A 24,254-nucleotide genomic window follows, 5' to 3' on the forward strand; every position below is an offset into this window, starting at 1 on the left:
CATTTTATCAATGAGTTATACGTTCTAAAACAATAATGACTCGCAGCGTTTTTGACAGCAGATCAGTGCTAAGTTAATAGGCAACAACGTATGGATTTTGATTTTAATTTGATTTTGGTGCCATTAACCTTGGTTTTAGGGGCTATTTGGCTGCTTGATAAGCTAGTACTAAAGCAGCGCAAAAAGCTGGGCGCTGGCAAAGAGAATATGCCAGTACGCTGGGCTTATGACTTTTTTCCAGTACTCGCCGTCGTCTTGATTGTGCGCTCGTTTTTGTTTGAGCCGTTTAATATTCCCTCATCATCCATGGTGCCGACGCTCTATACTGGCGACTTTATCGCAGTCAACAAGTACGCTTATGGCGTGCGTTTACCGCTTACTTATACTAAAGTAATTGATACAGGCAGCCCTGAACATGGCGATGTTATGGTGTTTCGCTATCCTGAGAATCCGAGCATCTACTATATAAAACGTGCCATTGGTCTACCAGGCGATACGGTCAGTTATGACGATGGCACGCTTGCTATCAATGATGTGCCCGTTGAGACGACCCCCGTTGATTTTACTCCTAAGCCTGAGCTTACCAGTAGTCTTTATCTTGAAGGACAACCCATTCAAAACTATAGACTCACTCAACAAGATGCTATACAGATGGGCTTAGATGAAGAAGCCAAAGCTGAGTACTTTGAAGAGATTCAAGGCGATCATAAGCATCTAGTACGCTACTTGCCTGGTATGAATAGTTCACAATATGCTAATTTTTTACAGCAAGAGTCTCCAGAGGTGGTTAGCTCGGCAGGTACTAAATGGCGCATTACCGTCCCTGATGGTCATTATTTTGTCATGGGTGATAACCGAGATCGCAGCGCCGATGGGCGCTGGTGGGGGTTTGTACCTGACGAGAACCTAGCAGGTAAAGCGGCTTATATCTGGATGCACAAACCGCCAGGTCTAAATATGCCGTCTTTATCGCGCAACGGCTCTATCGATTAGATGTAGTCAGCTAAGAGGTTTAACGCAGTTAGAGATAGAGTCTGTGCTAATATTAATATAGGTATTACGGTTACCAATACGCCAACAGGTTAAAGGATTATAAAGGTGCATCAATTATCTAGCTTGTCCACACAGCGCGGCTCTGGGGTGACAAGTGTTATATTGTTTATCATGGTACTAGGTATAGCGGTAAAGCTAGCTGTTGCTATTGTCCCTGCACAGTTAGATGATCGTCAATTGACTAAAATCATCGCCGCTGAGCTCAAAAGAGCCAATGATAATGGCGATACTGCTCGCGAGCTAATTGAGAATACTAATAAGAAGCTATCTATCAATGCTTATTACGATACCAAAGCCGAAGATATTTTTACCTTTACCAACAGTCAAAAAGGTCAATTGGCTATCTACAAAAAGTACAATAAGACCAATAATCTATTTGGGAATGTCGATATCGTCAGCCGTTTTGAAGGCGACATCGAACCTATAACAGAATAATGAGATCAACTAACTACTCACTTGTACAAAAAGGGATAACCACAAGCCACAAATGAAACCAACTTCGCAGCAGACGGTGCCAAAGACCCAGTCCAATCATAACGCTACCGAGACACCTATTGTAAGCTCTGAGTTTATGCAGCGATTGGCTGTTTTGACACGTAAACTAGGCTATACCTTCAATAACCTAAGTTTTCCAAAATTGGCATTGACTCATCGCTCTTTTGATAGCAAAAAAAACTATGAGCGCTTGGAGTTTTTAGGCGACGCTCTGCTAGGTATGATTGTTGGCGAAGCGCTATATCATAAGTTCCCCTTGGAGAATGAAGGTAGGCTTACTCGCATGCGCGCAACATTAGTTCGCCAAGAGTCGCTCGTTATTATCGCTCAAAATTTGGGCCTCTCAGATTACCTTATTTTAGGCGTCGGCGAGCGTAAAGGCGGTGGTCGCAATCGTGCATCGATACTAGCCGATGCGGTTGAGTCACTAATAGGGGCGATCTACTTGGACAGTCAGGACTTAGAAGTTGTTCGTACTTGCGTATTGGCTTGGTATGGTGATTTGATTGATAACGTTAACGATCAAAAAGTGCTCAAAGACGCCAAGAGTCGTTTGCAAGAGTGGCTACAATCTAAGCAGTTTGATCTGCCGCATTATGAGCTGGTCGAGACTCGCGGTAACGCGCCCTATCAGATCTTTGTAGTGCGCTGTCAGGTTAATATTCCCAATTGTCCTGATATTACCGAATCAGGAGAGAGCCGCCGTATTGCAGAACAAAAAGCGGCTGAGCTTATGATTAATCAGCTGCATAAACTACCAAATTCTGCCAAAAAAGCACATAAATAATTTTCTATAAGCAATCGTTATGATTTGCCACTACTTAAAGAACACAATACCCTTATGACAAAAGATACTGATACCAATCAAGCGAGCACCTTAGATACTGCTAATCCTACGAGTAATGCAGGCCTAGAATCTACTCAAGATAAAGAGCCAAGAACAATAGGTAAGGCGTTAAGTCAGGTTCAAATGCAGGCTGAGACAGAAATAGATGCTGTAGATAATGATACAAATAATGAAGATACAATTGATGGGTTTTTTTCACCGAATCATCAAGCGCAGATGACAGATGATTTTAGAGCAGGCTATGTCGCGATTGTCGGTCGTCCTAACGTTGGCAAATCAACCTTGATGAACCACTTGCTGGGTCAAAAGCTATCGATTACCTCCCGCAAGCCGCAAACCACACGCCACCGTATTCATGGTATTTTGAGCACGCATGAGATGCAAGCGGTGTTCGTTGATACCCCAGGTATCCATCGTAACGAAGTCCGAGCGATTAACGAGCGCATGAATAAAGCGGCGGTATCAGCGTTAGTTGACGTTGATCTGGTACTGTTTGTGGTCGACTCTGATCAGTGGCGCGACGATGACTTGTTAACGCTGCAAAAGCTAGGCGATACCAATTTGACCGTAGTGCTGGTCATCAATAAAGCCGATACCTTAAAGGATAAGGGGTCGATTCTACCGCTTATCGAGACCTTTAGTGATAGCTTTGATTTCGCTGATATCGTTCCCGTATCGGCGCTCAAAAATCAAAACCTTGATCGCCTAGAAGAAGTGATAGCGTCACACTTACCAAATGCAGCACCTATTTATGACACTGAACAAATCACTGATCGCTCAGAGCGTTTTTTAGCCAGTGAAATCATCCGTGAAAAAATTATGCGTAGTGCAGGGGACGAAGTTCCTTACGATTTGACCGTACAGATTGATGAGTTTAAGGATGAGCCTGCGCATACTGATCCAAAAACGGGACGACCGCGTAAGGCCGTAACCTTTATCGATGCAACTATTTATGTTGAGCGCAGTGGACAAAAAGCTATCGTAATAGGTGATAAGGGTCAGCGTATTAAGCAGGTAGGGATGGATGCTCGTAAAGATATGGAACAGCTGTTTGATAAAAAGATTATGCTGACACTATGGGTCAAAATTAAACGTGGTTGGTCTGATGATGAACGCGCTTTGACGAGCCTAGGGTATTAAACTTATTAAAACTATACTGTCATTGAAAATGCGATATTACTGAGACCAAAGCAGATGCGTAATGAAGCGTTAACAGGTTACTTATTACATCAACGCTCTTATCAAGAAAAGCGTGCGCTTTATTATCTATTCTCTGAGCAGTATGGCGTTGTCCATGGTATTGGTAAAAAGGGAGCACCGCTGTTTATACCGTTGCAGCTGTTTGCCACTGGTAAGCGTGATCTTAAAACCTTTAGTCAAATTAACATCGCTCAAATACCTAGTAACAGTCATAGCGATAGTGCCCCTAAAGTAGACCAAGTCTCTTCACCCATGAGTGAGCAAGAACTGGTTGTTAAAGACACCAAAGACCCTATAAACGAGCTTTCTTATAAACAGATCACAGGTCAACATCAGTATGCAGCACTGTATCTAAACGAGATACTCTGGCGACTATTGCCAACTGAAGATCCAATGCCAGTCTTATGGCATCATTATCAAAATAGCCTAGAACAGCTTAAGCAGGCTCTAACTGCTGACGAGCTGCGCCTTTGTTTGCGCCATTTTGAGCAGCATCTATTTGCTGAGTTAGGATTTTCTTTAACGTTAGAGCAAGACAATATGTTAAATGCTATTGAGCCTGACACGACTTATCGATTTTTACCAGATGCCGGATTAGTTCCCATTGTGCATACTGAGGCGACAACTAACGCTACTGCGCAGTCGATATTTGAAGGAAAAGAGATTATAAAAATGGTTGAACAGGGCGTCGTACTTGATACTCTCAGTAACTGGTCGCGCCTTTATCGTCAGCTCATAGATCATTTGTTAGATTATCAACCTCTGCAAAGTCGTCTACTTTGGCAGCAGCAACAACGCTATCAGTAGATAGTCTTTGATTAGAAGATAGCTTTTGAATAAGATTTGACGCTCAATAGGAGTGATCAGGCAGATTGTTGTAGTCAGACATATGCAGTCATAACCATGCAGTCATAAATTAGGCACAGCCCGTAGGATGAGTACTGCTAGGTTTATGTCTGACGATGCCGCCTTGATTAAATGAGATCTGATACATGGCGTCATTATAGCTCGACGTTGGGCAGTACTTTATGTGACCGAAATGTCCTCGCGGTTTTCCACTATCACCCCAAAACTTTGTGTAGTGACGTTTTGCGCCCACTCGTAAACTAAGTTTACTATATTTAGGGTTCAGGTTTTGCTCATCAAGCAAGTAGTCTACTTGTACGTCAAAATGCTTGTTATCATTGACATCAACGAAGAGTAAGATTTTTTTATCACTATCTCTATGACATCTGCCCCCAGCATCAGAAAGACATACTAATAAATTTTGTCGACGAATATAACTTTCCGCTTTGGCAAGACTAAATGTACTCTCTAACTGGTTTTTGATGCGATTGGCTTCCATACTAGCTAAATGTTTAAAGATGCTAGGAGCGGCGATGGTCATTATAATAGCTAAAATAGCCACAGTAATGATCAGCTCAGGTAACGTGAAGCCATTTCCTTTGGCTCTTACAGATATCTCATCCATGTGATATTTCTCTCTGTGTACGCCATCTTATTAACTAATTACTTTTTCGATTAAAAGTTTACAACTTTTGATTTTGACACAAAGCTATATGTATACATTATATGCGTATTCATTTTTTATTATTAACTTGAACTAATGTTCATCTGTATAATATAAACTGAATATGTATCAAATGTCAAAAAATGTTTCAATTGGTGAATCATGAGTTTTACCAATAGAGAATAGCTACTATCTGTACTAAAATGCATGAGCTCAATAGGTGTTTGTTAGTACATGTACTATTGACGTCTAACATTCATGTTATTAGGAATAATACGTATGTTAGTCATCCGTAATTTAAACTGGCTATTGTGTTTTAGTTACGACATTATCGTGTAATAATGTGTAGCTGCTTGACGAAAAAAGTTGTAAAGTCAATTGATAGTCGCTAAGCTACTCCTTAATTGGTTTTGTTGCAAAATGACACATTTTCAAAAAAACTTGTCATGAGCACATGTTGGTAAGTAACATCGATTAACGCATCATTTAAATTATCCTTTGGAGAAAGTCCATGAAATTGAATAAGATTGCCCTAGCTCTGTTTGCTGTAACAGCAGCTCCACTAGCCGCTAATGCTGGTGTCACTATCAGCCCATTGTTACTTGGTTATCACTACGCTGAAGGCGCTGACGATGATCAAAGAGAAACATTACTCAATGATAATGGTAACGGCGATAGATACAACAAAGAAGATGGTCTATATACTGGTGCCGCTTTAGGTATTGAGTTGACTCCTTCTACCCAGTTCCAAGTTGAATACGGCGTATCCAACACTGATGCTGAAAGTCTGAATGGTGCTGATAACCTAGATGCAGAACAAGAAATGATCACGGGTAACTTCTTAATCGGTACTGAAGAATTTACTGGTTATACTGATAGTGCGTTGAAGCCATATATGCTAATTGGTGCTGGTCAATCTAAACTTGATATCGAAGATAACAACGGTGATGAAGTTGCTAATTCTACTGATACTATTGGTAACCTAGGTTTAGGTGCGATGTATCGTATCAATGATGCACTAAGCCTACGCGGTGAAGCTCGTGCTATTCACAACTTTGATGAGAACTGGTGGGAAGGCATGGCTCTAGCGGGTCTAGAAGTCGTCCTTGGTGGTCACTTAGCTCCAACAGTAGCTGTTCCACCAATCGAAGAGCCTGTGATTGAGCAGCCAGTTGTTGATACTACGCCTATCGTAGTTATCGATCCTGAAATGGACTCTGACGGTGATGGCGTTGTAGATAGCTTAGATGCATGCCCAGGCACACCAATGAACCAAGTTGTTGACGCTCGTGGTTGCCCAGTAGAAGTTATTATCGATGATGCTCTAAAAATGGAGCTTCGTGTCTTCTTTGACAACGATAAATCTAACATCAAAGCACAGTACCAGCCTGAGATTGCTAAAGTAGCTGAGAAGATGCGTGAGTATCCAAACTCTACCGCTCGCGTTGAAGGTCATGCTTCAAAAACAGGTCCATCAGCACGTTATAACCAACGTCTGTCTGAAGCCCGTGCCGTCGCAGTGAAATCTATGCTAACTAACGAGTTCGGCATTGCACCTAATCGTCTATCGACTGTAGGCTATGGTTATGACCAACCAATCGCTTCTAACGATACTGAAGAAGGTCGTGCTATGAACCGTCGTGTTTACGCTATCATTACTGGTAACAAAACAATGACTGTAGAGCAAACTAAAGATATGGTTATCAACTAATCATTCATCTGTAGCAAGTTCTAAATAAAAAAGTCACCTTCGGGTGGCTTTTTTTTGTTTTGATATTGCACTGCTCAGTTATTTTATAAAAAAGGCAGTGCATTAATGTTATACTAGCCGCCCAAATACTTTGCAGATTGGCAAAGTGTTCTCTAGCACAGCTACCTGTACGATAAATTTGTGTATTATCATAGTTTTACTTATTATTTAAACTTAGTAGATCTACATCATTATTATATTCAGCGGCGCTTATTGCTACTGCATTCTTATTAAGACAAAACGAGCATTTTATATGGCGAACGACATCCAACACCTGCGTAATATCGCAATCATTGCCCACGTTGATCATGGTAAAACCACTTTGGTTGATAAACTTTTGCATCAATCAGGCACTTTTGGCGACCGTGCTAACATTGCTGAGCGTGCGATGGATTCAGGTGATATCGAGCAAGAACGTGGCATCACTATCTTGGCTAAGAACACAGCCATCAAATGGCAACATCCAAGTAAAGACATTGAATATCGCATCAACATCGTAGATACCCCAGGTCACGCTGACTTTGGCGGCGAAGTTGAACGCGTTATGTCTATGGTTGATTGTGTACTACTAGTTGTCGATGCTGTAGACGGTCCTATGCCGCAAACTCGCTTTGTCACTCAAAAAGCATTTGAGCAAGGCCTTAAGCCAATTGTTGTCATTAATAAAATTGACCGTCCAGGTGCACGACCTGATTGGGTTATGGATCAGATATTTGATTTGTTCGACAACCTGGGCGCAACGGATGAGCAGTTAGACTTTCCAGTTGTTTATGCCTCGGCCCTAAATGGCGTTGCTGGTCTGGAAGCGGATAATTTAGCTGACGATATGACACCACTTTTTGAGACTATCGTCGATGTGGTACAGCCACCGCAAGTTGATGCCGATGCGCCGTTTCGTATGCAAATCTCAAGCCTTGACTATAATAGCTTTGTTGGTGTGATCGGTATTGGCCGTGTTCAGCGGGGCAAAATTAGCACCAATACGCCTGTAACTATTATTGATAAAAATGGCAAGACTCGTAACGGCCGTATCCTCAAAATCATGGGATATCACGGTCTTGATCGTATCGATGTCGAAGAAGCACAAGCTGGCGATATTATCTGTATTACAGGTATTGATGCTCTTAATATCTCTGATACCATTTGTGATCCTAATGCGGTTGAAGCATTGCCGCCACTAACCGTTGATGAGCCTACAGTATCAATGAATTTTCAGGTCAATAATTCACCCTTTGCAGGCCTTGAAGGTAAGTTTGTAACTTCACGTAATATTCGTGAGCGCTTAGAGCGTGAATTGATTCATAACGTAGCGCTACGTGTTGAAGATACAGAGTCTCCAGATAAGTTTAAAGTGTCAGGTCGCGGTGAGCTGCACTTATCTGTATTGATCGAAAACATGCGCCGTGAAGGTTTTGAGCTTGGGGTATCTGGCCCAGAAGTTATCGTCAAAGAAGTCGATGGCAAGTTGCAAGAGCCGTACGAAAACGTTGTCTTTGATATCGAAGATGAGCATCAAGGCTCTATCATGGAGCAAGTTGGTCTACGCAAAGGTGAGATGACTAATATGGAGCTCGATGGTAAAGGTCGCATGCGTATTGAGGCGACTATGCCAGCACGCGGACTGATTGGCTTTCGCTCTGAGTTTTTGACCCTCACTTCAGGTACGGGTATCATGACGTCAAGCTTCTCTCACTATGGTCCTCAAAAGATCGGTGATGTTGGTGGTCGTACAAATGGCGTACTCGTATCTATGGCCAAAGGTACCTGTCTAGGTTTTGCACTGTTCAACCTGCAAAAGCGCGGCAAATTATTCGCTGAACCGCAGCTTGAAGTATACGAGGGTATGATCGTTGGTCTAAACTCACGTAATGATGATATGGCTGTCAACCCGACAACGGCTAAACAATTGACCAACGTTCGTGCTAGTGGTACTGATGAAGCACTAACACTAACGCCTGCTATCAAGTTTACCCTTGAGCAAGCGCTTGAATTTATTCAAGATGATGAGTTGGTTGAAGTAACACCAAAAGCTATTCGATTGCGTAAACGCTACTTGACCGAAAGTGAGCGTAAGCGTCATGGTCGTAGCAAAAAGGGTGCTTAGTTTTAGCCGGTACCCAACTTAAACAGTCAGACATAAAAAAGGCCAACGTGATGTTGGCCTTTTTTTATTGTCAAAATATATCGTTGATGCAGACAAATCTTAACGGCGCAAGTTAGGGAGTCACAACGACATAATCATTGGTGTTGATCAAAATCTCAGAGGGCTGATCAACAACGATACGTACGATGTTGTCATCAACCACTTGTGACTTGTAATAATTGTCTTCGGCAACCGTACATCCTAAGCAGCGACTCATCGCATCCCATGGCTCAACAAAGAGTTTTCGTTGAGCTTGATCAGCATTACCGCCAATAACGGAAAAGGGTAGACTAACTATATAAGCTGCAGTACCAGCTACCGCGGCGACCAGCTGCAAGGGCTTGCCTACCACCGTATCAACGACCATCGTCTCATAAGAAGGACCAAAATCAGTCTCGTCAATCTCTATCGCAGCAGACGCCGTATGCACCATAGCTGTTGTCAAAACAATACTAGTAATGGCAATGATAATGCGACGTTTAGCAGCAAGTAATGAGTAAGCGGTCATGATGTTATCCTAAAGCTAATAATGAACGTAACGAGAATATATAATTATGCTATTAAAGCAAGATGTGCTGCGATAAGCAACATAAAAGCCTATTATTGACCAATTTGCTAAGTTTAATTCATAAAGTCTGACATTGTGGACAAAAAACACTAGCACGGCCGTTGAGCTTAATATTGTCTAAATCGGCATTGCAAGAAGGGCATGCTTCTCCTTGACGACCATACACGTTTAGAGTTTGCTGAAAATATCCGGTCTCGCCACTGGCAACGGTGAAATCGCGTAAAGTGGAGCCACCAAGGGCGATGGCCTTGTGCAAGATAGTCTTGATATGCGTAACTAGTATAGATAATTGCTTGTAGGACACTTCATTAGCAGGCGTAGCTGGATGAATACCTGCTAAGTATAAGCTTTCGGTGGCATAAATATTACCCACACCAACGACGACTTGTTGTTCCATGATGACAGATTTAATAGCGCGCGTAATTGGTCGTCTTGCAGTTGCTTTGCGCGAATTAGAATCCAATGGTTTATATTTCGCTGCATCAGTCCGCTGAATGAATTGATAGAGATAATCTGCATCAAAAGCCTCTGATAAAGGTTCAAGACCTAGGTTGTCTAATAGCTTGCTACTGTAATCGTGATACCACAATACCGAGCCAAAACGTCTTGGATCATGGTAATGCAGCTGAGTAAGCGCGCCATCATCATCTCTAAAAGTAATGATGAGATGATCGTGTTTGCGCTTGTCTGCACCGCTAGCATGCTGTTGTAAGCTTCCTGACATACCAAGGTGCACGAGCAACTGGCGTACCTCTTTATCAAAGTCATTACTTTTGGAGGCCACGGGAGCAAAGTCTAAAATCAAGTATTTAGCGCGTCTTTGCACGTCTACTAATACGTGATCGACCAAGTCATTTAAGTCGTCGGGCATTTGCCAACGCAGCTTCGGCTGAAATACTTGTACTTTTGTAACCTTTTGGCCAAGTAGAGGCGTTAGGCTTGTTTTTGTGGTTTCAACTTCAGGGAGTTCAGGCATAAGGGTTCAAAACGTTTATATGAGTAAAAAATAAAGGAGGGTTAACAACGCATTTGTAAAGCTATCAAGCTACTGCGCGTCGTGCATGCAAAATACCATGCTGCTGTTCAAGTTTAGCCAGTAGTTTGGATAAATGCGCAAGGCCTGCCACTTCAATATGAAACTTCAAAAAAGCAATATTATCATCTGTACTCAAAGTTTCAACTTTACGAATATTGACATTTTCTTTATCAATAATTTGCGTTAAATCACGCAATAGTCCGCGTCTATCGTAAGCTTCTATATGGATATCGACAGGCTGATAACGACCAGACTTAAATTGCCAACTGGCAGCGATTTTGCGCTCAGGATCGCGCTCGATAAGGCGCAAGTATTCAGGGCAACCGCGATTATGCACACTAACGCCGCGAGACAGGGTCACATAACCTGCGATTGGCTCTCCATGTACAGGATGACAGCATCCAGCGAGATGGATTTCTGTATTATCGAGACCAGCGATAGAGATTTTATACGCATCAGGTTTACCAGCAGGTTTATTGTCAATATTAACAACAAAATCTTCTTCGGGTTTTTCAGGTTCTAGATGCAGCTGACGAGAGATGTGCGTGGTCAACTGATTGAGTCCGATCTCACCGGTAACCAAGCCGACGAGAATGTCATCGGCGTGATTGACACTAAAGAACTGCGTATAATCGTTAAGGTCTATACTGTTGGGATGTACAGATAAACGCTCGAGCTCTTTTGCTAGCATGTCCCGACCGATCTCAATATTTTTGTCACGATCTTGCTTATTGAACCATTGGCGCAGCTTGGAGCGGGCGCGGCTAGTCTGTATATACCCTAAGGAGACCACAAGCCAATCACGATTAGGCTCGCGCGTCGCTTTGGTAATAATCTCAACCTGCTCGCCAGTTTTTAGCTGATACGTGAGCGGAACATAACGCTGATTGACGCGCGCCGCCTGCGCTCGATTACCCACTTGTGTATGGACGTAATACGCAAAATCAAGTACGGTCGCTCCTTTTGGCAGCTCAGTAATATCCCCGTCACGACTAAAAACATAGATACGCTCAAGCTCATCAAAATCAACGATGTGCTCTTCATCTTCAAGCTCAGTAAAGGCAATGCCGCCTAAATCGTCCTCAATGGTCAAGGCCGAGTCTGAGCGATTACGAACCTCATTATTCAAAGAAAGCAAGTGACGCAAAGAGCTGATTTTTTGATTAAAGTAAGTGTCTTTTTTATTCTTTAACCCCTCTTTGTAATTGACATGCGCGCACATGCCAAGCTCAGCCTCAAAATGCATCTCATGCGTACGAATCTGCACCTCTAACGACTTGTTCTCTGCGATAACAGCAGTATGCAAGGAGCGGTAGCCGTTAGATTTAGGATTGGTAATATAATCATCGAACTGCTCTGGTATATAGCGCCAAAAGCCGTGAACCAAGCCTAAAACATGGTAGCAATCTGATGGGCAGTTGACCAAAACTCGAAGCGCGCGAATGTCATAAAGCTGATCAAACGATAAGCCTTTAAGCTTCATTTTGCGATAAATAGAGTAGATGTGTTTGACGCGTCCTGATACCTCACCTTCGATACCTGCATCAACTAAAGCTTCATTCAATTTATTCTGGACGCGCTGAATATAGGACTCGCGCTCACTGCGCTTTTCAGAGAGTAGTTTGGCAATCTCTTTGTATCTATCAGGAGCAAGATGGCGAAATGCCAAGTCTTCAAGCTCCCATTTGAGCTGAGCAATACCAAGACGATGGGCGAGAGGCGCATAAATAGTCATGACCTCACGTGCCACTCGGCGTTGACGCTCCTCATCAGCGAAATTTAATTCACGCATAGCAAAGGTGCGCTCAGCTAATTTAATGAGCACCACGCGTACATCGTTGGTCACTGAGATGAGCATGCTATAGATGTTAGATAACTGTTCGCGCTGATTGTTAACGAAATGATCCTCTAGGCGCTTACTGCTCTCAATAATAGCGGACAGTTTTCCCATGGCTAAGGTGTCTTTAACTAATGTTGCGATATCAGCGTTGAAGTGCTTTTGGATATCTGCCAGACTAATCATCGATTTACGAGCGCTACGATAGAGCATAGCGGCGACCAAAGCGTCTTCATCTTGATACAGGTAAGTTAAGATATCTGCCATACCAATACCGGTCACATAGGCACCTGAGCGCTCAGACTCGCTAGTATTCATGCGACTACGGATAAACTCGCAGGCATCACTTAAAATAGGAACAGATTCCTGCCCAATACGCTTAGCAACATTATCTAGCCAAACAGGGACATCGATATTGGCATCATCGATGTCTTCTAATGGGATGTTGGATTTTTCGAGTAGCTCATTGTTCGAGTAGTCGTCTTTGATAGCAGAATCGTCTTGCTCAAAAGAGATTGAGCGATCAAAGGTGGTATGTAGTTTGTGGGTCGCCAATTGGGCTTTGATATCTAGCGGTATTTGCGCGTAGCTATTGGCTGATTGATGAGAGCGCTGATTGGCAACCAACTGCGCTGCAAGCGAGGCACTATCAGTCTCTGTCATCTGTCCATCTACTAATGGTAATCCTTCGCGAATTTTTACCATCGCCGCCTCCTTTTGCTAACCCTAAGTCATACTTCATCTTGCTAGATTTTTGTCTGATTGCTCAAAACAAGTCACTTTTAAATAATGACAGCCGCCAAAAATCAATTTTTAGCAGCTGTTATCAAAATTTTAATAGTTATAAATGCTAACAACTACTAGGTATCTGCATATTATTATCTGATAAGTATGAGTACCCAACGAGTATGTATTTTATTGTTCTCTCTTTAATTATCTCACTTTAGTGTCATCATACAAGACAGCCTGTGTAAGGAAATTAAAGTCAAACGTAACCTACACTCAGCTTACTCAAGCGATTTTCTCAAAGCGTGCGATAGATTCGACGTGACCGGTATGACAAAACATATCCATCACTCCTGCATGGGTCAGACGGTAGCCTTGCTCAAGTAGCGCTTTGGTATCGCGGGCAAGCGTTGCTGGGTTACAGGACACGTAAACAATACGCTCAGCATTGAATTTGGGCAGATATTGCATAATCTCCCAAGCACCAGAGCGCGGTGGATCGATTAGCAAAGCATCAAAACCTTGATTGGCCCAAGGCTTATCGGTGCAATCTTGAGTTAAGTCTTGTGCGTAAAACTCAGTATTATCGAGCTGATTGCGGCGCGCATTATCAGCGGCGCGCGCGGTCATAGCATCACTACCTTCAACCCCAACGACCGATCCTGTAGCTCCAACCAAACGCGCTAGTGGCAGGCTAAAATTACCAAGGCCACTAAATAAGTCCAATACGCGCTCGCCTGCTTTTAGATCTAGTAAATCACAAGCAAGTTTGGTCATTTGCCGATTGACCGAGAGATTGACTTGGGTAAAGTCGGTTGGAATAAATTCAAAAGTGAGATCGTACTCAGGTAATTCATAATACAGACGACCAAACTGCTCGCTCAGATCATCTTTATCGGTTAAAGCAATGCGCTCAATCGTATCTGCACCTTTAGATTGCAGATACAGCTGCCAGTTACGCGCTGCAAAAAACGCTTTGAGCTTATCGATATCATTTGCTGATAAAGGCGCAAGGTTGCGGACAATTAAAGCAACGGGCTGATCACCATCAGGAAGATCCGGCAAATATTCACCCATCGCCAGCTCTAACTGAGCGATTTTGTCACGACTATCTAAAGTGCTAATAAGCGCTTTTAAGTTTTCAATCTCAAAGCCAATACGCGGATCTAGGATATGACATTCATTGAGCTTTGCCAAAAAATTACTAGAGCGCTCACGAAAGCCTACCAGCGCCGTCTGTTTTTTGACCACATAACGCACGCCCAATCGCGCTTTGGTACGATAGCCAAGTCTGTCACCGACGACAGGGTCAAGCCAGTGGTCAGGGGCAACATGGGCTTGATGCATGAGCATCTCAGCGAGGACAGATTGCTTAAAGTTAATTTGCGCGTCAGGCTGCCAGTGCTGTAAGTTGCAACCGCCGCAAACACCAAAGTGCGGGCAGGGCGGTACGGCGCGCTCAGGATTGGGGTTTTTCGTTACCTCAATGGCGTCGCCTTCTTCGAAGCTGGCGCGGCTGTTGGTCAACTTGACTAAGGCGCTTTCACCAGGTAATGCAAAACTGACAAAGACTTTTTTGCCATGTTTGTCCTGCGCGTGACCTTGCCGCTCATCAAAATCCTTGCCATAAATAGCGACGCCGCGCCCATCATGAGATAGACCATCGATAGTGAAGGGCAGTGGCTCTGCATCCTTTAGGCGGCGACGCGTTTTGGTCGAGGGTTTTGATTTTTTCTTATTAGGCGGCACTACGATGGTCTGAGAAGTTGTGGTCTGAGAGGTATCGTCGTTAGCGATACTTTGGGTATCTTGGTTATTCAAGGGTTGTGAATCGGTGGGTTGCATAAACCTGCCTTAGCATTAAAAAAGGAAAAAGAAGTTATAAAGAAGTGGACCAATCCGCAATAAAAGACTCGTGACGTAGACTACCATCCGCTTGCGTTAACGTTTTAAGATAGTCATGACTACGCTGTTGCCAGTCGCTAAAGCCTTGTGACGATAGTTGCCCTGTCAGTCGCAGCCAGCGCAAATAAATCAGCCAAGTATTCATCACATCAGACTCACAATACGTCGAGAGCGTCTGCCAATTGTCAGCCGCAACGAGTGCGCCGACCATACTACCATCGACGTCTGTCTTGCCAGGTAAGCCATAGAGGCTAGCGACAACATCCATCGCCTCGCGGCGACTAGCGCCGTACTGGCTCAATCTGTCCATCAAGTCTAAGTGACGGGTCTGAAAGCGATTGACATAATTGTTAAAACGCATGTTTTTGATACGCTCGCCTTCTTCAAACAGCCAAGGCGCTGACAGATCGTATTGCATCGCGCGATAAATAAGCACAGGAATATCGAACCCAGAGCCGTTCCAGCTAATGAGCTGCGGCAAGGTCTCAACCTCACTAAAAGCGCGAAAAAACTTTGCCAAAATGTCTTTTTCACTAAACTTATCAGCACTGAGTGAAAACAAAGAGAACTGCTCACCTTTGATATATAGCGCTGAGATACAGACAATACGCTGAAGGGGCAGACGCATAAAGTCATGACCTGCCTCTTGCAGGCGAATAGACTGGAGTGCACTCAGCGCCTCGCTATCACTTAGATCAGCCAATTGCGGATAAATACGGCGGGCAGCATCCGTATCGGCTACCGTCTCGATATCAAAAACAAGCACAGGGTTTGACGGTAGAGCTTGGGTCATAATAAATCCTAAAGGGTCATCTAAAAATCGGTCATCTAAAATGTTATGCCGTTATCAGTTTTAGCTAAGGTGTTTAGTAGCGATCATCTTTACTCAGCACGGTTATCGTCCACGTTATAAAGACCAGTCGATAGATAACGATCGCCTCGGTCGCAGACGATAAAGGCAATGACAGCATCAGGATTAGCTTTGGCAACTTGCACCGCTGCCCACGCTGCCGCGCCAGAGGATACGCCTGCAAAAATGCCTTCCGTCTTGGCAAGCTTACGCATGTAAATCTCAGCGATATGCTGATCGATATCCATAACTTCATCGACTAAGTCAGCATTATATATTCCAGGCATGTAAGCGGCAGGCCAGCGGCGGATACCAGCGATAGCCGCTTCCTCATCAGGCTGCAAGCCAATAATTTTGATCTCTGGGTTTTGCTCTTTTAGGTATTTAGATACGCCAGTGATCGTCCCTGTTGTCCCCATAGAGCTAATAAAATGAGTGATTTTGCCGTTAGTTTGAGCCCAAAGCTCAGGCCCTGTCGTGAGGTAATGCGCTTGGCTATTGTCAGGATTATTAAACTGATCGAGCACGATACCTTGACCATTCGCTTGCATTTGTAGCGCCATATCACGCGCCGCTTCCATGCCTTCATCGACATTGATTAAGGTTGCGCCATAGGCGAGCATGGCATCCTTACGCTCTTGAGTTGAATTTGTTGGCATAAGCAAAGTTATCGGATAGCCGCGCATAGCGGCGACCATAGCGAGGGCGATCCCTGTGTTGCCACTTGTCGCCTCAATGAGCATGTCACCAGGTTTGATATCACCGCGCATCTGTGCTTGATAGATCATGTTAAATGCAGGGCGATCTTTGACCGAACCTGCCGGATTGTTGCCCTCAAGCTTACCCAAAAGCTGCGCGCCATTAGTAATGTTTTCTTGTTCTGGCAAACGCTGCAATTTGACTAAAGGCGTTTGACCGACGCAGTCCGCTAATGTGCTAATCTGAGTGATAAAATCTGTAGACGACATACGGCATCCTTATATATTTTTAGATAAGACTAGGGTTGTCTTATAAGCGCCAGTAGCTCCTTAGTATTTAAGGCATAAAGGCGACTGACAAAAAGTGGGCTTATTATATCATTTTGTTTTTGGCAGCGCTTATGCCATCGACACCTATCTGTAACTAGGCTATCTGTAATTGAGTTAGTGCAAACGGGCAAATGGTATTGATAGCCCCTGTTATCATAAATGCTGCTAAAATACGGACATCAAAGTTTTAAGATTTTCAGACAGTCACAAAGCTCGCAGGATAATGGAGTCAAGCTACTCATGGCACAAAAAAAACGCTTTAATACCAGTAGCGCCTATGGTCAGCTGATCCTTTTGGTGTTTTTGCCGATATGTGTGTTGGCAATCGTTGGTGGTATCTTGGTATTTACTGAGACCATGCGCGCCAGTGATTCAGAGCAAGAAGCTTTAGCTGAGGCGGTGCTTATTCGCTACAAGCCTATGGTTCGAGACTTAGTACCACAATTATTAGCGCAAAAAAATCAAGCATTAGCTACGGACAAGGCTTCATCAGAGGCCGTAGCGGCTTTAGGAATTATCCGTGAAAAGCTAAGTCAAATGCAATCGGACCAGCATGTACAGCGCATCGCTATCGTTGACGATAACGATGAGATTTTGATGACTGTGGGCTATGGGGTGGAGGAGGCGTGGCCTGTTATTGATGTTAACAAGGACTTTTTATCGCAGCAGCCATCGCCTATTGGTACAGTATACGGCAGCTCGTTAGGTAGTTTTGACGGGCAAAAATTCTGGCTGCTCGTTGATATGGACAACCAGCCGCTCTATATCGCCCGTTACCGTATTGCCATGGCGCTAGCGATTACTGGTCTGTTTACGATTTTAATTTTGCTATTGACTCTAAACATCTATGCCAAACGCTGGATTGCACCTATTTATGAGCTGCGCTTGCAACTTCAGCGCACGCAGGTTGATAATTTGTACAAGCCTGTGCTGGTTGAGTCTGATGGCGAGCTTAATCTATTGCAACAAGATCTGGTCAGAACCTTGCGCCGTTTGCACTCAAGCTTTCAGGAGCTAAAAGACCACGCCGAGCAAACCGAAGATGATCTGCGCCTTGCTTTTGATGAGATGGAGATGCAGAACATCTCTATTAGAAATGCCCGCGATGCCGCCATCTCAACCAGTCAAGCAAAATCTGCGTTTTTGGCCAATATCAGTCATGAGCTCCGTACGCCGCTTAACAGTATTGATGGCTTTATTAATCTGCTCGCGCGTCACGGTGAGCTTAATACCGAGCAAGATTTGTACGTACAAACCATCCGCAAGTCCTCTGCACATCTACTGGCTCTGGTTCATGATGTGCTCGATTTTTCAAAGATTGAGGCGGGTAAACTCGTGCTTGATTGTCACGAGTTTGACCTTTATAGCACGGTTTATGACGTGGTCGATATGCTCTCGCCTGTGGCTTCTGAAAAAGGTCTGCGCATGGCAGTACTGTTCTATAACGATGTGCCCATGTGCATTAATGGCGATGCGCTACGACTTAAGCAAATATTGACCAATATCGTCGGCAACGCTATCAAATTCACAGATAGCGGCGATGTGGTGGTGCGCGTAAGCTTAGACGATCACAGAGATGATCATTTAATCATTAGTGTACAAGATAGCGGTAAGGGGATATCCAAGAGCGATCAAAAGATGCTGTTTCAAAGCTTTAGTCAAGGTGATCCATCAATTACTCGTCAATATGGCGGTACAGGTTTGGGCCTTGTGATATCCAAGCAGCTCACTCGTCTTATGGGTGGTGACATTGGGTTTTATGACAATGCGCAAGAAAACATTGCTAATAAAGGCGCGACCTTTTGGTTTCGTATGCCAGCGCATGTCAATGTGCTAGAGGCAGCCGCTGAGCAAACGATTGATTTACCGAGACTTGCGCCGCTGGCAAGCGCTCATGATGAATTTAATGTGCTGGTTTGGATCAATCATGCCGCCTCCAGACAGGTACTCAAAGCCAGTTTGCACAGTTTGCCGATTAAACTGGTGCAAGCCAATTCTCTACCGGGCGTGCTGGAATCATTGAAGGAGCAGGGCAACTACTGGGATTGGGTCATTGTTGATGATGATACTCAAGACGATATGATGGCGCTACTCAAACAGATCCGTTTGCACTATCAAGGCAAACTTGCCGTATTTGGTTATCAAGTTGCTGCCGACAAAGCTTTATTAAACCGATACCAAGCCAATATTTTATATGAGCCGCTAGATAAGCGTCAGCTCTATACAATGCTCGATACCCGCAAGCGCCGCGCTATAGAGCAGATCAAAGAGCCACGCTGGACGGGCATGACAGTACTGGCAGTCGATGATCATCTGCCTAATTTGCTGGTTTTGGACGCACTATTAAGCGAGCTTGGTATTCATGTTGTGACCGCAAGTAGTGGCTTTGATGCGATCGAGATTATTAGTAAACAGCAAACCTCAAATGAGAATATAAAAACGCTTCAACATAACTTACACGATAAAACTCAGGTGTCAAAAGCGCAAAATCGTGACATCCTTACTCAGCAACCATTAGAGCTTAGCAAACAAGATAAAACAGAGGAGAACCACAAGCAGCATATTGACCTGATATTTATGGATATTCAAATGCCGCGTATGTCAGGACGTGAAGCTGCTGCGCAGATTCGCAAAATCGAAAACACAGATAAGCGTATTCCTATTATTGCTCTGACTGCGCATGGACTAGCTGATGAGCGCGAACAATTGGTTGCAAGTGGGATAGATGATTATGTCGGTAAGCCGATTAGTCAGCCGCAGCTGTTGCAAGTACTACAAAAGTGGCTTGGGCGAACTGCGATGTCGCATGACTCAGCTTTGGCTATCAAAAATGAAGAGTATACCTCTGTTAATAGCGCCACTACTACAGAAGCTCATACACTAATCGCATCTTACGCCGCTCCGACTAACGATAGTGGTCAAAAAACGAGTAACACTTTGATTGATCAACAAGATACAATCGAGAAAAGAGCTGCTCGATCCTTATCCCTTAAAAGAGTTCGCGATGATTATTTGCGCAACAGTCAAACCAAGGGTGGCAATGGCAAAGCGTCTGCATACAGACATGAATCTAGTTTTGCTTCTACTGATCAGCGTGAAGACACTAGTCAGTCTAATATTGAGCCAAACTATCAGCAAGACAAAAGCGACAATCCTTTTACAGTATCTTCTTTTGTGAAGCCACCCTTTATGCAACCTGTGCAAAACCTGTGGGCGCATAGCAATTCTGCCAATATGCAAAAGAGTAACAGTCTTAACAGCAGCACCTCAAGTATGCACAAAGATTCTGATATTTTTGACTGGCAAGATGCGCTGACGCGCTCTGCTAACAAGCCTGAGCTTGCAGCTAAGCTTATCATGATGATGCTTGATACTATTGACGATGAAAAAAAGGTACTGACCAAAGCCTGGCATGCTCATGATCGCAGTATGCTAGCGCAGATTGCTCATCGTATATTGGGCGCTAGTCGCTATACAGGCGTGCCAGAGCTGCGTCAAGCCAGCCAAGATTTAGAAGATAAGTGTTTATTGAATGTGCAGCATACCACGCCCGCTCAACTGGCTATGCTCGCACCTTATTATGAAGCACTAATAACTGCATTAGATAACTTACAAGCCCTTGATTTGTCTGCTTATCCGCAGTTGAATTATCACCGATTGAGTGAAAATGATATGACGTGGAAAATGATCTAATGTGATATCTGGGGTCAGTTATTGCGCTGACATTACCCACATAACCTTGCTATGATAGTTTTATCGATCTAAATACTTGCTACCTAATATTGAGGATAACTATGCACGCTATCACTGCCCATCAATACAAAACGCTACAAGTTAGCGTAACTGACCATATTTTGACAGTTACGCTCAACAGACCACACAAAAAAAATGCGCTTAGCTTTGAGCTGGTGAATGAGTTGGTCAACGTAGCCAAGCGTATAAGTAAAGACAAGAGCCTGCGCGCGGTTATTCTAAATGGTGCCGAGGGAACATTCTGCGCGGGTATTGATCTGGGTGATTTAAACAATCCTAAGAATCAAGCTTATGCCTTTTGGGAGTTAGTAAAGCCTTGGCAGAGTATGTTCCAACGCGTATGTCTCGTCTGGCGTGAGGTGCCAATTCCAGTGATCGCTGTATTAGAGGGTCATTGCATCGGTGCAGGATTACAGCTGGCACTCGCTTGTGATGTGCGCGTCAGTCATCCAGATTGTAAGCTATCTATTATGGAAGCTAAGTGGGGCTTAGTGCCTGATATGGGTCTGACGCAATCCGCCTTTGGGGTGGTGCGAGAAGATGTGCTCAAGGAGCTGGCCATGAGTGCGCGCCTTATCGATGGTACTGAGGGCAAGACGCTAGGTCTGGTCAGTCACTGTAGTGATGAGCCGCTTGAACATGCGCAAAGATTAGCTGCTGAATTCGCCGAGCGTTCACCCGATGCGGTGCTGGCGAGCAAGCGCGTGATTAATGCGATGCATCAGCAACCTGCTATGACGCTATATAAAGAAAAAATGTGGCAACTCAAAGTCATGCTAGGTCGCAACCGCAAACTTGCCCTCAAAAAAGCCAAGGATGCCAGTATTACCTTTAACAAGCGTCAGTTTAGATAGTCGTTATGCATACTATAAACATATGTCTTTACTTCATATATTATAGTATCTTGTAAGTATATATCGCAGCTCAACCCCTTTACCTATTGAAATTCCAGCAGACAGTGCGATATAGCCTTGTCTGCTGTTTTTTTTGCGATTCCAAGCAGTATATATATTTATTTCATCAAATCATACGGTCTTGCTATGTCTACTCCAAACACCCCAATCAATCCTAAACCAGTAGCGAGCGAGCGTGTACGCTCAGCAGATCTGCCTGTTGCTTGGATTATGATGCTTGGGCTTATTGTTGCAGTTGGGCCTTTATCTATCGATATGTATTTGCCCGCGCTACCTTCTATGGCGGATGATTTTGGCGTATCGACCGCATTTATGGCCAACTCCGTACCCGCGTATTTTGTCGGTTTGGTCTTTGGGCAACTTATTTACGGGCCTTTGAGTGATCGCGTTGGCCGCGTCAAACCTCTATATTTTGGGATGACGCTGTATGTGATTGCCTCTATTGTCTGTGCACTGACTGATAGCGAGTATGTGCTGTTTGTAGGACGTACCGTACAAGCCCTAGGTGCTTGCGTTGGCGCAGTGGTCACGCGCGCGGCAATTCGTGACAGGTTGACCGCGAAGCAAACAGCAAAAGCATTCTCTATCATGATATTGGTCATGGGGCTTGCCCCTATACTTGCGCCATCGCTTGGTGCGCTGTTCTTGCAGTTTTTTAGTTGGCATTCTATCTTTTGGTTTTTGGCCGCTTTTGGGGCGTTTAATCTACTCCTCACTAAATTCTTTTTCTTTGAGACATTAACAGAAGAGAATCGTAACGCGCGTCCCGCCAAAGAGGTGATGAGTCAATACTGGGATCTATTAAAGGATAGAAGCTTTAGTTATCCGGCTATAGGTGGCGGATTATTGATGGGAGCGATGTTCGTCTATATTAGCTCGGCATCTGAGCTCATTATGGACACTTATGGCGTTTCAGCGACGCATTTTGGCTGGCTCTTTGGGATGAATGCGGCAGGGTTTGTGCTTTTAACTCAGCTCAATCAATGGCTCACCAATCGCTTTCGTATTCTAAGTATCTTGCGTTTTGGAGCGATGATGCAGGTCATATCAGCGGCCGCGCTGTTTGTTATAGGCATACTATTTGGTACTGATGCGTGGCTGCCACTGGTATTAACTTGTATCTTCTTTTGTATTGCAGGACTGGGTCTTACGCAGCCCAACGCATCGGCTATTGCTCTAGCGTTTCAGAAAAAACGCGCAGGTATGGCAAGTGCGCTTCAAGGCTCCTTGATGTTTTCGGTGGGAATATTTGGCGGGCTACTGCTCAATCTGTTCCCGGTTAATCCTGTGCTTAAGATTGGTATCGCTATGTTCTCACTTATGAGTCTTGGCGCTTATTTAATTTGGCAGATTGATCGTAACTTAAATTTGGATGATGCTGAGTAATATCTGTAGTCTTAATATAGCTTCACAAGAACTCAATATATTCATAATATGTTGAGTTTTTTTAGTTTTCAAACATGCCAATTACTTAATTGATAAATAAGAAAATATGAATATTTGTTTACTATTACCAAAATCACAGAGTAGTAAGTTAATGTGAACTTTGACGTGAACGTTGTCCTTAATACATTTATATAAATAGATATTTATATTTATATTGAGAAATATAAATCTCATTCAACTATTATAATTAAAATATTGCAATTTACTTATGACCTTATTAGTATGTAATGTAACTAAATATTTACATTTTCAATATATGTGAAACATAAGCTTACTATTGAGACATAGTACTGGCTAAATGAATTTTGAATTAAGGGTCAATTATGAAGCAATTACTATACATTTTTCCAGTAATGATGAGCGTTAGCTTGTTAGGATGTAGCAATTCTGGCAATCCTGCTACTCAAGAAGTTGCAAATTCAGAAGGTACAACTGAAGAAGAGTTTGTCAGTAAATTACCTGATTCAGCGCCAGTAGTTCGGGTAGCTTCTGATTCAGATTTTGCTCCTTATGAATTTAAAGATGAATACGGTAACGTAAGTGGGTTTGATATAGATGTTATGAATGCTATTGGAGAGGATCAAGGCTTTCGAGTAGAGAACTATACCGATCGCTGGGAGGTGATCTTTGAGAATTTAGATAGCAAAAACCGGGATATGATTGCTGCAGCCGTTCCTTATAGTGCAGAGCGTGCCAGTAAATATCTGCTCTCAGATCCCTATGCGCCGTTGCCCTCTACGCTATTGTATCTAGATGAATCGCTAAATCTAAACTCTTTAAACGACTTAAGCAACGTCAGAATTGGTGTGCTAGATGATACAGTGCAGCATGAGTTTTTTAGCAGCGGTCAGTTCAAGGTAAAATCAGTTGAACCCTACATCACTACCTTTGCCGCAGTACAAGCGATGGCACAAGGAAAGGTTGACGCAGTAGCAGAGGATTCAGGAGCGCTGCGCTATATCATGGAAGATTTGCCAAGTCTACAACCTCAGTATTTTGATTACGAAGACTTAACCGCAGAAGCAGCTCGCAAAGTGTTAGTCATTGACAAAGATCAGCCTGAATTGCTAGAGAAAGTAAATGCTGGTCTCAAAACTATTAAAGAAAATGGTACTTACGGCAAATTAACGACTAAATGGTTCGGTGAGGATTTAACGTCTGCGGTATTAGAGCAAGAGAAGGCGATGCAATAA

General features: G+C 43.7%; 18 protein-coding genes. 11 read left to right on the forward strand and 7 right to left on the reverse strand.

Annotated elements, in window-relative coordinates; translation table 11 throughout:
- Positions 1-90 precede the first annotated feature (90 nt).
- The 5 genes from lepB to recO all read left to right on the forward strand — a co-directional run bounded on the left by lepB (position 91) and on the right by recO (position 4,402).
- Positions 91-993: a signal peptidase I gene (lepB, locus tag ACR64J_RS02060; RefSeq protein ID WP_435950249.1), complete on the forward strand. Its 903-nt coding sequence runs from the start codon at positions 91-93 to the stop codon at positions 991-993.
- A 105-nt stretch (positions 994-1,098) separates the two neighbouring features.
- Positions 1,099-1,488 (forward strand): DUF4845 domain-containing protein, encoded by a 390-nt coding sequence (locus ACR64J_RS02065; protein WP_317200172.1) that lies wholly within the window; start codon positions 1,099-1,101, stop codon positions 1,486-1,488.
- Between the two features lie 52 nt (positions 1,489-1,540).
- On the forward strand, positions 1,541-2,335 hold the full coding sequence (gene rnc / locus ACR64J_RS02070) for a ribonuclease III (protein WP_435950250.1): 795 nt from the start codon (positions 1,541-1,543) through the stop codon (positions 2,333-2,335).
- A 183-nt stretch (positions 2,336-2,518) separates the two neighbouring features.
- Positions 2,519-3,535: a GTPase Era gene (gene era / locus ACR64J_RS02075; protein WP_435951006.1), complete on the forward strand. Its 1,017-nt coding sequence runs from the start codon at positions 2,519-2,521 to the stop codon at positions 3,533-3,535.
- A gap of 54 nt (positions 3,536-3,589) precedes the next feature.
- Positions 3,590-4,402, forward strand: coding sequence for a DNA repair protein RecO (gene recO / locus ACR64J_RS02080; RefSeq protein ID WP_435950251.1), 813 nt, complete (start codon positions 3,590-3,592; stop codon positions 4,400-4,402).
- A gap of 109 nt (positions 4,403-4,511) precedes the next feature.
- Here recO and ACR64J_RS02085 read toward each other — a convergent pair whose 3' ends face one another.
- Positions 4,512-5,066, reverse strand: coding sequence for a pilus assembly FimT family protein (locus tag ACR64J_RS02085; protein ID WP_435950252.1), 555 nt, complete (start codon positions 5,064-5,066; stop codon positions 4,512-4,514).
- Positions 5,067-5,616: 550 nt separating this feature from the next.
- On the opposite strand from ACR64J_RS02085, the gene ACR64J_RS02090 reads away from it, so the two are divergent.
- On the forward strand, positions 5,617-6,816 hold the full coding sequence (locus ACR64J_RS02090; protein WP_435950253.1) for an OmpA family protein: 1,200 nt from the start codon (positions 5,617-5,619) through the stop codon (positions 6,814-6,816).
- Positions 6,817-7,108: 292 nt separating this feature from the next.
- The gene (typA, locus tag ACR64J_RS02095) at positions 7,109-8,959 is read left to right on the forward strand and encodes a translational GTPase TypA (protein ID WP_435950254.1); all 1,851 of its coding nucleotides are present in this window, start codon (positions 7,109-7,111) and stop codon (positions 8,957-8,959) included.
- A 112-nt stretch (positions 8,960-9,071) separates the two neighbouring features.
- Here the strand turns inward: typA and ACR64J_RS02100 are convergent, their stop codons facing one another.
- The 6 genes from ACR64J_RS02100 to cysM all read right to left on the reverse strand — a co-directional run bounded on the left by ACR64J_RS02100 (position 9,072) and on the right by cysM (position 16,888).
- On the reverse strand, positions 9,072-9,506 hold the full coding sequence (locus ACR64J_RS02100) for a hypothetical protein (protein ID WP_435950255.1): 435 nt from the start codon (positions 9,504-9,506) through the stop codon (positions 9,072-9,074).
- Positions 9,507-9,624: 118 nt separating this feature from the next.
- Positions 9,625-10,542, reverse strand: a complete 918-nt coding sequence (gene mutM / locus ACR64J_RS02105; protein ID WP_435950256.1) for a bifunctional DNA-formamidopyrimidine glycosylase/DNA-(apurinic or apyrimidinic site) lyase — start codon at positions 10,540-10,542, stop codon at positions 9,625-9,627.
- A gap of 64 nt (positions 10,543-10,606) precedes the next feature.
- Positions 10,607-13,144: a RelA/SpoT family protein gene (locus ACR64J_RS02110; protein WP_435950257.1), complete on the reverse strand. Its 2,538-nt coding sequence runs from the start codon at positions 13,142-13,144 to the stop codon at positions 10,607-10,609.
- A 306-nt stretch (positions 13,145-13,450) separates the two neighbouring features.
- A complete protein-coding gene (gene rlmD / locus ACR64J_RS02115) occupies positions 13,451-15,010 on the reverse strand; it encodes a 23S rRNA (uracil(1939)-C(5))-methyltransferase RlmD (RefSeq protein ID WP_435950258.1) in 1,560 nt (519 codons plus the stop codon).
- 34 nt (positions 15,011-15,044) lie between these two features.
- Positions 15,045-15,863 carry a 3'-5' exonuclease gene (locus ACR64J_RS02120; protein WP_435950259.1) on the reverse strand — a complete coding sequence of 273 codons (819 nt, stop codon included), beginning with the start codon at positions 15,861-15,863 and terminating at the stop codon, positions 15,045-15,047.
- 89 nt (positions 15,864-15,952) lie between these two features.
- Positions 15,953-16,888 (reverse strand): cysteine synthase CysM, encoded by a 936-nt coding sequence (gene cysM / locus ACR64J_RS02125; protein WP_435950260.1) that lies wholly within the window; start codon positions 16,886-16,888, stop codon positions 15,953-15,955.
- A gap of 300 nt (positions 16,889-17,188) precedes the next feature.
- Between cysM and ACR64J_RS02130 the strand changes: the two genes are divergently transcribed.
- The 4 genes from ACR64J_RS02130 to ACR64J_RS02145 all read left to right on the forward strand — a co-directional run bounded on the left by ACR64J_RS02130 (position 17,189) and on the right by ACR64J_RS02145 (position 24,254).
- Positions 17,189-20,641 (forward strand): ATP-binding protein, encoded by a 3,453-nt coding sequence (locus tag ACR64J_RS02130; RefSeq protein ID WP_435950261.1) that lies wholly within the window; start codon positions 17,189-17,191, stop codon positions 20,639-20,641.
- 101 nt (positions 20,642-20,742) lie between these two features.
- Positions 20,743-21,555, forward strand: a complete 813-nt coding sequence (locus ACR64J_RS02135) for a crotonase/enoyl-CoA hydratase family protein (RefSeq protein ID WP_435950262.1) — start codon at positions 20,743-20,745, stop codon at positions 21,553-21,555.
- Between the two features lie 270 nt (positions 21,556-21,825).
- Positions 21,826-23,001, forward strand: coding sequence for a multidrug effflux MFS transporter (locus ACR64J_RS02140; protein WP_435951007.1), 1,176 nt, complete (start codon positions 21,826-21,828; stop codon positions 22,999-23,001).
- Positions 23,002-23,384: 383 nt separating this feature from the next.
- Positions 23,385-24,254 carry a substrate-binding periplasmic protein gene (locus tag ACR64J_RS02145; protein ID WP_435950263.1) on the forward strand — a complete coding sequence of 290 codons (870 nt, stop codon included), beginning with the start codon at positions 23,385-23,387 and terminating at the stop codon, positions 24,252-24,254.

This window comes from Psychrobacter sp. DM8 (genome assembly GCF_051307025.1).
GTDB lineage: Bacteria > Pseudomonadota > Gammaproteobacteria > Pseudomonadales > Moraxellaceae > Psychrobacter.

What these genes read in the sequence shown, in the direction of transcription:
- ACR64J_RS02090 (WP_435950253.1), top strand. Translation starts at nt 5,617, where the DNA reads ATGAAATTGAATAAGATTGCCCTAGCTCTGTTTGCTGTAACAGCAGCT.
- typA (WP_435950254.1), top strand. Translation starts at nt 7,109, where the DNA reads ATGGCGAACGACATCCAACACCTGCGTAATATCGCAATCATTGCCCAC.
- ACR64J_RS02140 (WP_435951007.1), top strand. Translation starts at nt 21,826, where the DNA reads ATGATGCTTGGGCTTATTGTTGCAGTTGGGCCTTTATCTATCGATATG.
- rnc (WP_435950250.1), top strand. Translation starts at nt 1,541, where the DNA reads ATGAAACCAACTTCGCAGCAGACGGTGCCAAAGACCCAGTCCAATCAT.
- ACR64J_RS02135 (WP_435950262.1), top strand. Translation starts at nt 20,743, where the DNA reads ATGCACGCTATCACTGCCCATCAATACAAAACGCTACAAGTTAGCGTA.
- ACR64J_RS02100 (WP_435950255.1), bottom strand. Translation starts at nt 9,506, where the DNA reads ATGACCGCTTACTCATTACTTGCTGCTAAACGTCGCATTATCATTGCC.
- rlmD (WP_435950258.1), bottom strand. Translation starts at nt 15,010, where the DNA reads ATGCAACCCACCGATTCACAACCCTTGAATAACCAAGATACCCAAAGT.
- recO (WP_435950251.1), top strand. Translation starts at nt 3,590, where the DNA reads ATGCGTAATGAAGCGTTAACAGGTTACTTATTACATCAACGCTCTTAT.
- ACR64J_RS02130 (WP_435950261.1), top strand. Translation starts at nt 17,189, where the DNA reads ATGGCACAAAAAAAACGCTTTAATACCAGTAGCGCCTATGGTCAGCTG.
- ACR64J_RS02145 (WP_435950263.1), top strand. Translation starts at nt 23,385, where the DNA reads ATGAAGCAATTACTATACATTTTTCCAGTAATGATGAGCGTTAGCTTG.
- ACR64J_RS02085 (WP_435950252.1), bottom strand. Translation starts at nt 5,066, where the DNA reads ATGGATGAGATATCTGTAAGAGCCAAAGGAAATGGCTTCACGTTACCT.
- ACR64J_RS02120 (WP_435950259.1), bottom strand. Translation starts at nt 15,863, where the DNA reads ATGACCCAAGCTCTACCGTCAAACCCTGTGCTTGTTTTTGATATCGAG.
- lepB (WP_435950249.1), top strand. Translation starts at nt 91, where the DNA reads ATGGATTTTGATTTTAATTTGATTTTGGTGCCATTAACCTTGGTTTTA.
- ACR64J_RS02110 (WP_435950257.1), bottom strand. Translation starts at nt 13,144, where the DNA reads ATGGTAAAAATTCGCGAAGGATTACCATTAGTAGATGGACAGATGACA.
- mutM (WP_435950256.1), bottom strand. Translation starts at nt 10,542, where the DNA reads ATGCCTGAACTCCCTGAAGTTGAAACCACAAAAACAAGCCTAACGCCT.
- cysM (WP_435950260.1), bottom strand. Translation starts at nt 16,888, where the DNA reads ATGTCGTCTACAGATTTTATCACTCAGATTAGCACATTAGCGGACTGC.
- era (WP_435951006.1), top strand. Translation starts at nt 2,519, where the DNA reads ATGCAGGCTGAGACAGAAATAGATGCTGTAGATAATGATACAAATAAT.